The organism is Streptomyces mesophilus, assembly GCF_011044995.1.
Lineage (GTDB): Bacteria > Actinomycetota > Actinomycetes > Streptomycetales > Streptomycetaceae > Streptomyces > Streptomyces mesophilus.
The window spans coordinates 1-12,431 of the sequence record NZ_JAAKZW010000025.1; the positions used below are offsets into that span (position 1 = coordinate 1).

A 12,431-nucleotide genomic window follows, 5' to 3' on the forward strand; every position below is an offset into this window, starting at 1 on the left:
TCAGAGCCAGCCCGCGCGCCCCGCACCACCCGCGTACCCCGGTGGCTCGACGCCGTACGACACGGCCGCGAGCTCCACGTACGACACGGCCGCGCCCCCCACGTACGACACCGGCCCGGTCCCGACGTACGACCCGGGTCTCGCCGAGCCCGGCACGGACCCCGCCGCGCCCTTCGTCCCCGCCGCACCGGTCATGCCCGCCCAGAGCAGCGACCCCCCGTACTACGTGACCAGCGACCCCTACGACACGGGCTCGACCCCCACGTACGGCTCGGGCCCCATCTCCCCGTACGACACCGGCCAGACGCCCTTGTACGAGGCACCGACCGAACCGATCCCGAACCCCTTCGAGGCCCCGGCCGCGGGTGAGCCCTGGTCCGCGCCCGGTACCGCGGGAGGCCGTCGTTGAACGCACCGCTGCCCGACGTCCCCGAGGTCCGCGTCGTCGGACTGCCCCAGCTCACCTCGGGGTTCGACCTCGTGGAACGGCTCGACCTGGCGATGCACCTCAAGGTGCACGGGCCCCTGGAACCCATCGGCGGCGAGCGCCTCGCCCAGCTCGCCGACGACGTCTGTCTGCGCGGCCGCGGCGGCGCGGGCTTCCCCTTCGCCAGAAAGCTGCGGGCCGTCGCCGACGCGGCGATCAAGCGGGGTGTACGGCCGGTGGTGGTCGTCAACGGCAGCGAGGACGAGCCCGCCTGCCGCAAGGACACCGTCCTGATCAACCGCGCCCCGCATCTGATCCTCGACGGCGCCCTGCTCGCGGCCGAGGCGCTCGGCGCCCGCACCCTGGTCGTCGGCGTGACCCGTGACTCGACCGAGTCGTCGATGACCGCCGCGCTCGCCGAGCGCGGCCTGTCCAACCGCCGCAGCGCCGCTCTGCGCGCCCGCGTCCAGCGCAACCCCGAGCGCATGGTCACCGGCGAGGCCTCGGCCCTGATCCGCTCCATCGACGGCGGACCCGCGCTGCCGCCGGGCCGCCGGGTGCGCGCCGCCGAGTCGGGTGTCGGCGGTGCGCCGACCCTGCTGTCCAACGCCGAGACCTTCGCGCAGCTCGCGATCGCCGCCCGTATCGGCCCGTCGCGCTACCGGGGCACGGGCCTGTACGACGAGCCCGGCACCGTGCTCCTGACCGTCTCCGGAGCGGTCGCGCGCCCGATGGTGATCGAGGTGCCGACGGGTGTCCCGCTCCGTTACGTCCTGCAGCTCGCCGGCGCTCCCCCGCTCCCCCAGGGCGTGCTGACCGGCGGCTATCACGGCAGCTGGCTGAACGCGATCGCCTCGCACGACGCGGTGGTGTCGCGGGCGTCCCTCGAGGCGCTCGGCGGAGCGCTCGGCGCGGGCGCGATCCTGCCGATCGGGCAGGAGACCTGCGCGCTCGGCGAGGGACTGCGCGTCGCCCAGTGGCTGGCCGACGAGAGCGCGGGCCAGTGCGGTCCCTGCCGTCTCGGCCTGCCGGCGGCGGCCGGCGGTCTCGCGGACGTCCTGAACGGCGGCGGCCCCACGGCCCTGGAGGCGCTGCGCGAGATCACCCGCGCCGTGAAGGGACGTGGCGCCTGCAAGCACCCCGACGGTTCGGCCCGTTTCATCGCCTCGACGCTCACGGCGTTCAAGGACGACCTCGCGATGCACGTCCTGAGCGGCGGCTGCGGCCGCGAGACCCGCGGGGTGCTGCCGCTGCCCGTGCCGGGGCTGACCGATCCGGGCGCACCGAGCGGTGAACGTCTGGTCGTCGACTGGACCCTGTGCCAGGGCCACGGCCTGTGCGCCGATGTCGTACCGGAACTGATCACCCTCGGCCCGGACGGCTTCCCCACGGTCTCCGACGCGGGCGTCCCGCTGGCCCTGCGCGGCCGCGCCCAGCGCGCGGTACGCCGCTGCCCGGCCCTCGCCCTGCGCCTGGAACGCACAGGGGACCAGCTCCCCGCCCCGCCCCGCCGCGCGGCCCTGCCGAGCGCACCGGGACGCAAGGCGCTGGGGAGCGGCTGGAGTTGAGGGCGCCGGCCCCTCCGCTGGGAGTCGCGGGCATACGAAAGCGGGCCACCCGATCCGGGTGGCCCGCCTTCTTCGTGTGGAGCTAAGGAGAATTGAACTCCTGACCTCCTGCATGCCATGCAGGCGCTCTACCAACTGAGCTATAGCCCCTTGCTTGGTGTTCGCCCGGCTTTCCTTGCGGTTTCCCGTGGCGACGTCGACAACAGTACACGGTCACCCCGGTGCTCCACCAAATCGTTTGTCGCGGCCATGATCGTCCGCCGGGAGAAGGGTTCCGCAGCCGGTAACGTCGGTCGGCGTGACCATCCTGGGACGAACCGCCGCGCGAGCCGATGACGATCTGCACAAGGACGCAAGACGCCCTCTGCTGCTCGCAGCGCTCGTGTGCCTGGTCTCGTTCACGGCGTTCTGGATCACCCAGCGCCTGGCCGGCGTGACCCTCCTCGACGTGATGGTCTACCGCGCCGAGGGCTGGACGGTCCGCAACGGCGGCGACCTGTACGCGATGCAGGCCACGGTCTCCAACCTCCCCACCACGTACCCGCCCTTCGCCGCCCTGCTCTTCACGCCGCTCACCCTGCTCGGCGTACCGGAGATGCGGACCTTCGCGACCGGCTTCAACCTGCTGCTCGTCCTGGCCCTCGTCTATCTGGCGCTGCGGCTCATCGGTATCGAGGACCGCGCCAAGCGCCTCGCACCGGCCCTGCTCATCGCCGCCGGCCTCGTGTGGTGCGAACCCGTGTGGACCACGCTGCGCTACGGGCAGATCAACCTGCTGCTCGCGGTGTTCGTGCTGTGGGACCTCACCCGCCGCAAGGAGAACCGCTGGGCGGGCATCGGGATCGGTCTCGCCGCCGCGATCAAGCTGACGCCCGCGCTGTTCGCCGTGCTGCTGGCGCTCGCGGGCATCGTCGTGGCGGTACGCCGGGTGCGGGCCGCGCAGCCGTGGTGGAACCCGCACCTGCGCCGGGCAGCCACCGCCACCTGCACGTTCCTAGCGGTCACCGTGGCGTCCGCGGTCGTGCTGCCGTACGACTCGAAGCGCTTCTGGACGGAGATGGTCTTCTCCGCGAGCCGCCCGGGCCAGGCCGAGGACACCGCGAACCAGTCGCTGCGCGGCGTGCTCGCCCGTCTCCTGGGCACCACCGACCCGGGCCTGTGGTGGGTGCTCGTGGCGGGCGTGGTGGCGCTCTTCGGCCTTGCGGTGGCGGTGAGTTCGCTGGTCGAAGGCCGTACGGCATGGGCGGTCACCGCCTGCGCCGTGACCGCTCTGCTGATCAGTCCGGTGTCCTGGTCGCATCACTGGGTGTGGATCGTGCCCGTCCTGATGCTGCTGGCCACCGAGGCCCGCGGACGCGCACTCAAGACTGCGACCGCGGCAACGGCCCTGATCTTCTACTCGTACTCGCTGTGGTGGGTCCCGCACGCCGGCACCAGCGCCACGGTGCGGCCCGAACTCGACCAGAACGCGGGGGAATTCCTGCTCTCGGCCGGCTATGCGCTGGCCGGTCTGGGGTTCCTCGCGCTGGCGGCTCTACGGGTACGGGGCGCCGCGAAGAACGCCCCGAAGGTCCCCGCTCAGAGCACCGGACCTCAGAGCACCGGACCTCAGAGCAGCGGCCCTCGGAGCAGCGAGCCTCAGGCCGTCGCGAACGAGTAGAAGCGCTTCAGGGTGCAGTGCTCGTCGAGCAGCCGTCCGTAGATCGGCTCCCCCTCGAGTTCACGGTAGGTCTCGATGGGGTCGCCCTTTATGATCAGCGCCCGCGCGCACTCCTCGCACCAGTATTGGTAGTCGGGGTTGACCGGTTCCATGTCGCGGACGATCGGCGTACCGCTGCCGCACCAGTCGCACTTCCTCCTGTGTGCCCCCATCGATCAGCTCCAGCTGTGGCCGCAGGCCGTGCACACGTAGGAGATCCCGCCGTTGTCGCCGAGCACCTGGGCGACATGGGTGGAACCGCAGGACGGACAGATGAGGGAGATCGGTACAGGGGTGGTGGGGAGCTGCTCGCAGCCCTGGGTCTCGGCCACGTCGAGGAGGTCGCCGTCCTCCTCGAGGCTGCTCCCAGGCATCGTGCTTCTCCCTCCCGTGGGACCGCCGTCGTCCCCCGATCCCGGCCCGCTCGATTGTGCCACGGTCGTCCGGATGGGTCAGCGACGCGCGCGTACCAGTCCGGACACGGCGCCGATCAAGGCGGCCCCGGCCAGCGCGTATGCGGTGATGAGGAGGGCGTCCGCGGATTCCTGGGCGCCGCCGAGGGGCCGGCTCAGGAAAACGGTGCCGAACACCGCCACCCCGGACAGCTGGCCGAGCTGCAGCACCGTGGTGAGCAGTCCGCTGGCGTCCGCGGCGTCCTCGGGCCGTACGGTCGCCAGGGCGCGCGTGAAGGTCGGACTGTACGCGAGCGACATCCCGGCGCCGCCGGCGGCGAACGCCGCCCAGAGCCCGACTCCGCCGCTGCCCCCGTCGCGCAGCGCGAGCCCGAGCGCGAGCGTCCCGGCCGCGGTCAGCGCGAACCCGCCCGGAACCAGCGCCCGTTGGAGCGCAGCGGGCCACTTGCGCCAGGTGAGACCGATCACCCCGAAGAGCACCGCACCGGGCGCGAAGGTGAGCCCCGTGCGCAGCGCGCTCTGCCCGAGCCCGCCCTGCAGATGCAGCGCGAGCACGAACATCAGGCCGGCGTTCCCCGCCATCACCAGGGCGATCCGCACCACCGCGAGCCCCATCCCGGGCACCCTCAGCACCTGCGGCGCGATCAGCGGGGCGCCGCCGCGGCGGGCCAGCCTCTTCTCGTACGAGGCGAAGAGGGCGAGCAGCACGGCGCTCGCGGCGAGCGAGAGCCAGGCCCACAGCGGCCAGTCCTGCTCCTGCCCGAGCACCAGGGGGACGGTGAACAGCGATACGGCGCCGGCGAGCAGCAGCAGCCCGGGCAGATCGAAACCGCGCGTACGGGACGAGGGTCCGTCGGCGGGCAGGACGCGCGGGCCGAGCACCAACAGGGCGATTCCCACCGGCACGTTGACGAGGAACACCGGCCGCCACGTCGCGCCGAACAGGTCCGCGCTGACCAGCACACCGCCGAGCACCTGCCCGGCCGCCGCACCGCCCGCCAGGACCGCCGCGTACACACCGAGGGCACGCGCCCGCGCTTCACCGGCGAAGGTGCGCTGGATCAGGCTGAGCACCTGCGGGATCATCACGGCCGCGCCCGCGCCCTGTGCGAGCCGGAAGCCGATGAGCTGGCCGGTGCTCTGGGCCAGGCCGCAGGCCAGCGAGGCGACCGTGAACAGGGCGAGCCCTGCCAGATACATCCGCCGGTGCCCGAACCGGTGACCGAGCCGCGCCCCGGTGATCAGGAGTACCGCGTACGCGATCGTGTAGCCGGCCACCACGAGCTGCAGCCCGGCGCCGCTCGCGCCGAGCTCGGTACGGACCGTGGGGGCGGCGACATTGACGATGAAGACATCGAGCAGGGCCATGAACTGGGCCGCGAGCACCACCGCGAGCAGCCGTCCGGGACGGACGGCAGGGTGGTTGTCGGTCCCTGGCGGTTTACTGGGATGTGCGGTTGTCGTCGTCATGCCACCGAGCGTGACGGCGCGGCGGTACGGGTAACGAGAGCCCGCCGATACGGGTACTGACAGCACCTGGCAGGCCCGGCGGAGTGGCTCGACCATGGGGGACGTGACGACTTTGGCGACGGAACACAGGACGGGCCGCAGACGCCCGGAGCTGGCGGCCTTTCTGCGCAGCCGCCGTGCGCGGGTGACACCGGCCGACGTCGGCATGCCCGGAGGCCTGCGCCGCCGCACGCCCGGGCTGCGCCGCGAGGAGGTCGCGCAGCTCTCCGGAGTCGGTGTGACCTGGTACACGTGGCTGGAGCAGGGCCGCCCGATCAACGCGTCGGGCCAGGTCCTCGACGCGGTCGCCCGCACCCTGCGCCTGGACCGCTCGGAGCGCGAGCACCTGTACCACCTGGCCGAGGTGCCGCTCGCGCCCGACGCCGAGGACCTGGCGGCCGGCCTTCCCGAGGTGGACGCCGAGATCCAGGACATCATCGACGCCCTCGACCCCCGGCCGGCGGTGGTCTACAACGCGCGCTACGACATGCTCGCGACGAACTCCGCGTACCGCGATCTCTTCTTCGTCCCGGCGATGAACGCGACCGGGCGCCCCAATGTGCTGTGGGCGCTGTTCACGGTCGGCGACGAGGACTGTCCCGTGGTGTTCCGCGAGACCGAACTGCCGCTGATGGTGGCCCAGTTGCGCAGTGCGTACGGGCGGCATGTGGGCGAGCCGGTATGGGAGGCGTTCATCGGCGACCTGTCGGCGGCCAGCCCGTTCTTCACGCGGCTGTGGGCGAGCGGCGACGTGGTCCCGCCGGGCCCGCGGGTGAAGACCTTCCGGCACCGGGCGGTGGGCGAGATACGTATGACGTCCGTCTCGCTCTCCATCAACGGCATGCCGGACTGCCGCATCGTGGCGTACTCACCGGCGGACGAGGTGAGTACGCAGCGGCTCGCCGCGGTCCGCGCCCAGTGCTGCCCGCCTGCGTAGGTCGCCTTCGTATCCCGGAACGAGAAGTCCCGGAACGACAAGTCCCGTAACGCAGAAATCCCGCCCTCTGACGAGGACGGGATTCGCGTGATGTGGAGCTAAGGAGAATTGAACTCCTGACCTCCTGCATGCCATGCAGGCGCTCTACCAACTGAGCTATAGCCCCTTGCGTTCTTCCCGCTCGGCGGGCGAACAAGAAGAACTTTAGCTGGTGACCAGCCGGAAAGTGAAATCCGCTTCCCAGGCCCTCTGACCAGCAAGGCTCAGGTGTCGTCGCCGAGCACCGGCTCCGGCAGCGTGCCCGCATTGTGCTCGAGCAGACGCCAGCCGCGGGCGCCCTCGCCGAGGACGGACCAGCAGCAGTTGGAGAGGCCGCCGAGGCCTTCCCAGAGATACGAGTCGAGGCCGAGCAGCCGGCCGATCGTGGTGCGGATCGTGCCACCGTGACTGACCACCACGAGCGTCCCGCCGTCGGGCAGCTTGTCGGCATGGCGCAGCACCACGGGCGCGGCACGGTCGGCGACCTCGGTCTCCAGCTCGCCGCCGCCGCGGCGCACGGACTCGCCGCGCTTCCACGCGGCGTACTCCTCGCCGTACGTGGCCAGGATCTCGTCGTGGGTCAGCCCCTGCCAGGCGCCCGCGAAGGTCTCCCGCAGGGCCTCCTCGTACGTCACCTCGAGCCCGGTCAGCTTCGCCAGCTCACCCGCCGTGGTGGCGGCGCGGCTCAGGTCGGAGGCGACGATCGCGTCCGGCTTGAGGGAGGCGAGCAGCCGGGCGGCCCGGGCGGCCTGGGCGACACCCTCGGCGGTGAGCCCGATGTCCGTGGTGCCCTGGAAGCGGCGCTCCAGGTTCCAGGACGTCTGGCCGTGCCGCCACAGGATGATCCGCCGGTTGCGACCGCCCGGGTTGTTGAGGACCGAGGGGACGGTCATCGCAGCTCCCCGGCCGCCTCTTCGGCGTCCGCGTGCTGGGCGCCCTTGCCGCGGGTGGCCTTGGCGTCCTCGGGCAGGTCGAGCTCGGGGCAGTCCTTCCACAGGCGCTCGAGCGCGTAGTAGACCCGCTCCTCGCTGTGCTGGACGTGCACGACGATGTCGACGTAGTCGAGCAGGATCCAGCGCGCGTCGCGGTCGCCCTCGCGGCGTACCGGCTTCGCGCCGAGCTCCTTGCTGAGCTTCTCCTCGATCTCGTCACAGATCGACTTGACCTGGCGGTCGTTGGGAGCCGAGGCCAGCAGGAAGGCGTCCGTGATCGACAGCACGTCGCTGACGTCGTAGGCGATGATGTCGTGCGCGAGCTTGTCGGCGGCCGCCTGGGCGGCCACCTGGATGAGCTCGATGGAACGGTCTGTCGCGGTCACTGCGTGGCTTTCCGTCGGAGGTCAGGGCTGTGTCTTGTGAAACCCGGAACCCGGGCGTGTTACTTCCCCAAGGGTCTCACGGACCGCGGACCTGGCCCCAAGTGATTACCCGCGCCCCAAGGCCGGAGCCGGGCGCCGCCCGTGGGCGGCGCCCCTGGCGGGCCCTACTGGCCCTTGTAGTCCGCCCCCAGCACGACCCCGATATCCGCGTTCCCCGCGACCTTCCCCTTCTTGACCGCCCCCGCCGGCAGCCCCAGCGTCTTGGCCACCTCGGCCGCCTCGGCCTTGCGGGTGTCGTCGGCGTAGGTGATCTGCGAGGCCGAGCCCGGGCTGGTGTTGCCGGAGAGGACCGTCCAGCCGCCGTTGACCAGGTCGACCCGGGCGCTCTCGAGGGCCTTCTTGTCACCGGAGAGGTTGATACGGACCGCGGCGTCCGGGTCGGGGCTCTTGACCGTGCCGCCGAGCAGCTTCTCCACCACGCTGTCCGTGGCCTGCTTGCCGAGCGTGCCGTCCTGCTGCACGGGCAGCACGGCGCTGTCGTAGTCGCCGCCCTTGGCGCGCTCGGAGAGCCGGGCGAGGAAAGCACCCAGGTCCTTCTCCGTGAGCGGCGGCTCGATGATCTGGCCCAGCATCTCGACGGTGGTGGTGGCCGCCTTCGGATCCGTCGACAGCTTGCGCAGGGCCCCCTGGAGCACCGCGCCGAAGCGGGTCAGCTGCGCCGTCTCGCTCTCGCCGGGGGCCCGGTAGGTGGCGTACGCGACGGCCATCTGACCGCTGAGGGTCTGGTCCTCGCCCTTGGTGACCAGCGGGGCCTGGCCCTTCTTCTTGGCCTTGGGGTCCGGCACCGTCGCGTTGGTGTCGATGTCGATGTTGCCGACGCTGTCCACCAGGTTGCTCAGGAACGGGGTGTCCAGGCGCCAGCTGCCCTCGATCCGGGTGCCGAGCAGTCCGTCCACGGCCTCCCGCGTACCGCTGGAGCCGTCGTCGTCCACGGACTTGCCGAGCGTGGTGGCCTGGCCGTCCTCGTTCGTCACCGCGAGCGAGTTGGGCAGCAGCACCGTGGCGCCCCGCTCGGTGGTGGTGTTGTCGACGAGCAGCGCGGTCGAGGTGCTCTTGCCGTTGACGTCGTGCAGATGCACGACGATGACATCGCGCTTCTGCGGTCCGGTCGCGGCCTGATCGTCCTCGGCCGCGTTCGACAGGAACGGCAGCTTGCCCTCGTACCAGAGGTAGCCGACACCGCCGACGAGGACCAACGCGAGTGCGACCACGAGCGCGGTGATCCGGTTGCGGCCGCGGCGCTTGGCCTCCTCACGGCGCTCGGTGCGCGACTCGGTGAACTTCAGCCAGTCGATGACGTCCTCGGACTCCTCATCGGGTTCCTCGATGAAGGAGAACTGCTCCGTGTGGAACTCGCGCTGAGGCGCCCGCTGCGGCTCTTCGGGCGTGTGCTGCTGCGGCACCCAGGCGGTCGGCTCCTCGACACGCGTGTACTGCCCGGTGTCGCCGACCGGGGCGAACTGTCCGGTGTCGCCGACGGCCGCGAACTGGCCGGTGTCCGAGGAGATCCGCTGCTGCTGACCGGTCCCGGCGCTCTGCCCATAGGGGTCGTACGGGGCACCCTGGCCGTTTCCGTACGAGGCGCCGGATCCGTAAGTCTCCGTACCGTACGAGGAGTTGTCCGGATACGAGCCGTTCGAGGGGGTGTCCTGATACGAACCCTGCGAGGAGCCGTCCGGGTACGAACCGTCCGAGCCGTACTGACCGCCGTACGTGTCGTAGCCGTATCCCTGCTGCTGCGGGACCGAACCGCCGTACTGGTCGTAGCCGCTCTGCGGAGGGTTCGGGGGCGCGACGGGCTGATAGACCGGCTGGCCGTACTCGTCGTAGCCGACGATCTCGTACTGCTGACCCGCGTGCTGCTGACCGGCGTGCTGCTGGCCCGCATAAGGGTCGTACTGTCGGTCGTTCACCGGGTGCCCCTCTTAGCTCATTCGCCGCGGTAGAGCTCGCGCTTGTCGATGTATCGCACCACGCCGTCCGGCACCAGGTACCAGACGGGATCCCCCTTGGCGACCCGATCACGGCAATCCGTCGAGGAGATGGCCAGTGCGGGGACTTCCACGAAGGAGACGGAGCCATCCGGAAGGCCGGGGTCCGCCAGGGTATGCCCTGGACGGGTGACCCCGATGAAGTGGGCCAGGGAGAAGGTCTCCTCGGCGTCCTGCCAGGTGAGGATCTGGCTCAGCGCGTCGGCGCCGGTGATGAAGAAGAGATCCGTCCCGGGATTGAGCTCCCGCAGATCACGCAGTGTGTCCTTGGTGTACGTGGGACCACCGCGGTCGATGTCGATGCGGCTCACGGAGAACTGCGGGTTCTCGGCCGTGGCGATGACCGTCATCAGATAGCGGTCCTCGGCCGGCGAGACGTGCTTGTGGCTCTTCTGCCACGGCTCCCCGGTCGGTACGAACACGACCTCGTCCAGCTGGAACCGTGCGGCCACCTCGCTGGCGGCCACCAAGTGCCCGTGGTGGATCGGGTCGAAGGTGCCGCCCATGACGCCGAGACGGCGCTTGCCGCCGCCGTGTGCACCACGACGGGCGGGGCCGGTAGGACTGTCCTGCTCTCCCATGCGAGCAGACCCTACCGGCCCGTGCGAGCGGACCTGTCCCCACTCCAGGGCCCGACGCCGCGGTCAGGCCCCGGTGAAGCTCAGCGGTCGCGGTTGAAGCGCGTGGTGATCCAGAGCAGCAGCAGCAGCGCGAGCAGCGCGCCACCGCCCGTGATGTAGGGGCTGAGGCTCGTGTGCCCGCCGCCGTGCTCGCCGCCCTCGGCGGCGAGGGTGGCCAGCTGGGCTGCGGTGGCGGTAAGGCTCATTCTCGACAGGACCAATCCGGGTGGGAACGGGGGTTGAGACTTCGCGCACATCGTACGGGGGTGCCTCGGCCGCGCTCACGCCGACTCAGGCGTACGGGGTCGGTACGGGGTCATACGGGTGCGGGGCGCCGCCCGGGCACGGGCTCAGTCGCGGTCGTCGCGTCCGTAGCCGCGCAGCAGGAACCAGGCGACGAGGACCGCACCGACGAGCGAGACCGCGAGCACGATCCGCATGGTGTTGCCGGGGCCCTGTTCGGCGGCGTGTGCGGCGGCGAGCAGCGAGTTCACGGGGTCCATTGCGTGCATTGCTCCTTAACGGGTGATACGCCACCCAAGCTATCCCCCGGTCCTGACGGCGCCTCGTCCGGGTCGGGTGCGCGATGGAACCCTGACCGTAGGCTTGACGTTCCTAAGGGGGGCGAGAGAACTCGCAACGTGCGCGTCGCGCGCGGAACTTATGGGGGCCGGATGCCTGAGAGCACGGACAACGGAAACCACGACGGCAACGAGAACCACGAGAATCTGCCGGGGCGCAACCGCCGGCGCTTCCCCGGGATCTCCTCCCGGACCTACGAACACCCGGCGGACCGCTCGGCCCTGGTGGCCCTGCGCAAACTGAGCGGGTTCGACACCGTCTTCAAGGCGCTCAGCGCGCTGCTGCCCGAGCGCAGCCTCAGGCTGCTGTTCCTGTCGGACTCGGTGCGGGTGAGCGACGCCCAGTTCGCCCATCTCAACGTCATGCTGCGCGACGCCTGTTACATCCTGGACCTGGAGAAGGTCCCGCCGATGTACGTGACGCAGAACCCGGTGCCGAACGCGATGTGCATCGGTCTCGACGAGCCGATCATCGTGGTCACGACCGGTCTGGTGGAGCTCCTCGACGAGGAGGAGATGCGGGCGGTCGTCGGGCACGAGGTGGGCCATGCGCTCTCCGGCCACGCGGTCTACCGCACGATCCTGCTGTTCCTGACCAATCTCGCGCTCAAGGTCGCCTGGATCCCGCTGGGCAATGTCGCGATCATGGCGATCGTGACCGCGCTGCGCGAGTGGTTCCGCAAGTCGGAGCTGTCCGCGGACCGCGCGGGCCTGCTCGTCGGCCAGGACCTCAAGGCCTCGATGCGCGGTCTGATGAAGATCGCGGGCGGCAACCATCTGCACGAGATGAACGTGGACGCGTTCCTGGAGCAGGCCGAGGAGTACGAGGCGGGCGGCGATCTGCGCGACTCCGTACTGAAGATCATGAACGTGCTGCCGCGCACCCACCCCTTCACCACCGTGCGCGCCGCCGAGCTGAAGAAGTGGGCCGAGTCCCGCGACTACCAGCGGATCATGGACGGCCACTACCCGCGGCGCGACGAGGACAAGGACACCTCGGTCTCCGACTCCTTCCGTCAGTCGGCCTCCACGTATGCGAGCGATGTGCGCAACTCCAAGGACCCGCTGATGAAGCTGGTCGCGGACATCGCGGGTGGCGCGGGCGATCTGGGCGGCAGGGTGCGCAGGGGCTTCGGCGGTTTCGGGAACTCGCGTCCCGCGGACGGCCCGGACTCGGGTCCCGCGGACGGCGCGAACTCAGGTCCCGCGGACGGCCCTGAGCGCCCCGCGCAGGACGGCGACGGCGGTACCGGCGCCGGCAAGTAGCCC

The 12,431-nt window shown here is 70.9% G+C and carries 13 protein-coding genes, 2 tRNA genes and 1 pseudogene; 5 read left to right on the forward strand and 11 right to left on the reverse strand.

Annotated elements, in window-relative coordinates:
• Positions 1 to 409 (forward strand): annotated as a pseudogene (locus tag G6045_RS09905) (hypothetical protein); the annotation flags it as partial.
• Positions 406 to 1,995, forward strand: coding sequence for an NADH-quinone oxidoreductase subunit NuoF family protein (locus tag G6045_RS09910; protein ID WP_165331492.1), 1,590 nt, complete (start codon positions 406 to 408; stop codon positions 1,993 to 1,995). The pseudogene G6045_RS09905 and the gene G6045_RS09910, both read left to right, overlap by 4 nt.
• Positions 1,996 to 2,072: 77 nt before the next feature.
• On the opposite strand, the gene G6045_RS09915 is transcribed toward G6045_RS09910, so the two are convergent.
• A tRNA-Ala gene (locus G6045_RS09915) sits at positions 2,073 to 2,145 on the reverse strand.
• Positions 2,146 to 2,335: 190 nt separating this feature from the next.
• Here G6045_RS09915 and G6045_RS09920 point away from each other — a divergent pair.
• A complete protein-coding gene (locus tag G6045_RS09920; RefSeq protein WP_408056324.1) occupies positions 2,336 to 3,655 on the forward strand; it encodes a glycosyltransferase 87 family protein in 1,320 nt (439 codons plus the stop codon).
• Here the strand turns inward: G6045_RS09920 and G6045_RS09925 are convergent.
• The 3 genes from G6045_RS09925 to G6045_RS09935 form a co-directional block, all read right to left on the reverse strand.
• The gene (locus G6045_RS09925) at positions 3,634 to 3,867 is read right to left on the reverse strand and encodes a hypothetical protein (protein WP_016643127.1); all 234 of its coding nucleotides are present in this window, start codon (positions 3,865 to 3,867) and stop codon (positions 3,634 to 3,636) included. The genes G6045_RS09920 and G6045_RS09925 overlap by 22 nt on opposite strands.
• A gap of 3 nt (positions 3,868 to 3,870) precedes the next feature.
• Positions 3,871 to 4,068 (reverse strand): hypothetical protein, encoded by a 198-nt coding sequence (locus G6045_RS09930; RefSeq protein WP_165331494.1) that lies wholly within the window; start codon positions 4,066 to 4,068, stop codon positions 3,871 to 3,873.
• Between the two features lie 78 nt (positions 4,069 to 4,146).
• A complete protein-coding gene (locus G6045_RS09935; RefSeq protein WP_206343537.1) occupies positions 4,147 to 5,577 on the reverse strand; it encodes an MFS transporter in 1,431 nt (476 codons plus the stop codon).
• A gap of 94 nt (positions 5,578 to 5,671) precedes the next feature.
• Between G6045_RS09935 and G6045_RS09940 the strand changes: the two genes are divergently transcribed.
• Positions 5,672 to 6,553 (forward strand): helix-turn-helix transcriptional regulator, encoded by an 882-nt coding sequence (locus G6045_RS09940; RefSeq protein ID WP_165331495.1) that lies wholly within the window; start codon positions 5,672 to 5,674, stop codon positions 6,551 to 6,553.
• A 93-nt stretch (positions 6,554 to 6,646) separates the two neighbouring features.
• Here G6045_RS09940 and G6045_RS09945 read toward each other — a convergent pair.
• The 7 genes from G6045_RS09945 to G6045_RS09975 form a co-directional block, all read right to left on the reverse strand.
• Positions 6,647 to 6,719, reverse strand: a tRNA-Ala gene (locus tag G6045_RS09945).
• 97 nt (positions 6,720 to 6,816) lie between these two features.
• Positions 6,817 to 7,485: a histidine phosphatase family protein gene (locus G6045_RS09950; RefSeq protein WP_165331496.1), complete on the reverse strand. Its 669-nt coding sequence runs from the start codon at positions 7,483 to 7,485 to the stop codon at positions 6,817 to 6,819.
• A complete protein-coding gene (gene rsfS / locus G6045_RS09955) occupies positions 7,482 to 7,910 on the reverse strand; it encodes a ribosome silencing factor (protein ID WP_165331497.1) in 429 nt (142 codons plus the stop codon). The genes G6045_RS09950 and rsfS overlap by 4 nt, the downstream gene beginning before the upstream one ends.
• Before the next feature lie 164 nt (positions 7,911 to 8,074).
• Complete coding sequence (locus tag G6045_RS09960; protein ID WP_165331498.1) at positions 8,075 to 9,883, reverse strand: LCP family protein; 1,809 nt, start codon at positions 9,881 to 9,883, stop codon at positions 8,075 to 8,077.
• Between the two features lie 17 nt (positions 9,884 to 9,900).
• Entirely contained in the window at positions 9,901 to 10,542 is a 642-nt protein-coding gene (gene nadD / locus G6045_RS09965; RefSeq protein WP_165331499.1) for a nicotinate-nucleotide adenylyltransferase, read from the reverse strand.
• A gap of 80 nt (positions 10,543 to 10,622) precedes the next feature.
• Complete coding sequence (locus G6045_RS09970) at positions 10,623 to 10,787, reverse strand: hypothetical protein (RefSeq protein ID WP_165331500.1); 165 nt, start codon at positions 10,785 to 10,787, stop codon at positions 10,623 to 10,625.
• 144 nt (positions 10,788 to 10,931) lie between these two features.
• Positions 10,932 to 11,084 carry a hypothetical protein gene (locus G6045_RS09975; protein ID WP_165331501.1) on the reverse strand — a complete coding sequence of 51 codons (153 nt, stop codon included), beginning with the start codon at positions 11,082 to 11,084 and terminating at the stop codon, positions 10,932 to 10,934.
• Between the two features lie 171 nt (positions 11,085 to 11,255).
• On the opposite strand from G6045_RS09975, the gene G6045_RS09980 reads away from it, so the two are divergent.
• Positions 11,256 to 12,428: a M48 family metallopeptidase gene (locus G6045_RS09980; RefSeq protein ID WP_165331502.1), complete on the forward strand. Its 1,173-nt coding sequence runs from the start codon at positions 11,256 to 11,258 to the stop codon at positions 12,426 to 12,428.
• The last annotated feature ends 3 nt before the right edge of the window (positions 12,429 to 12,431 follow it).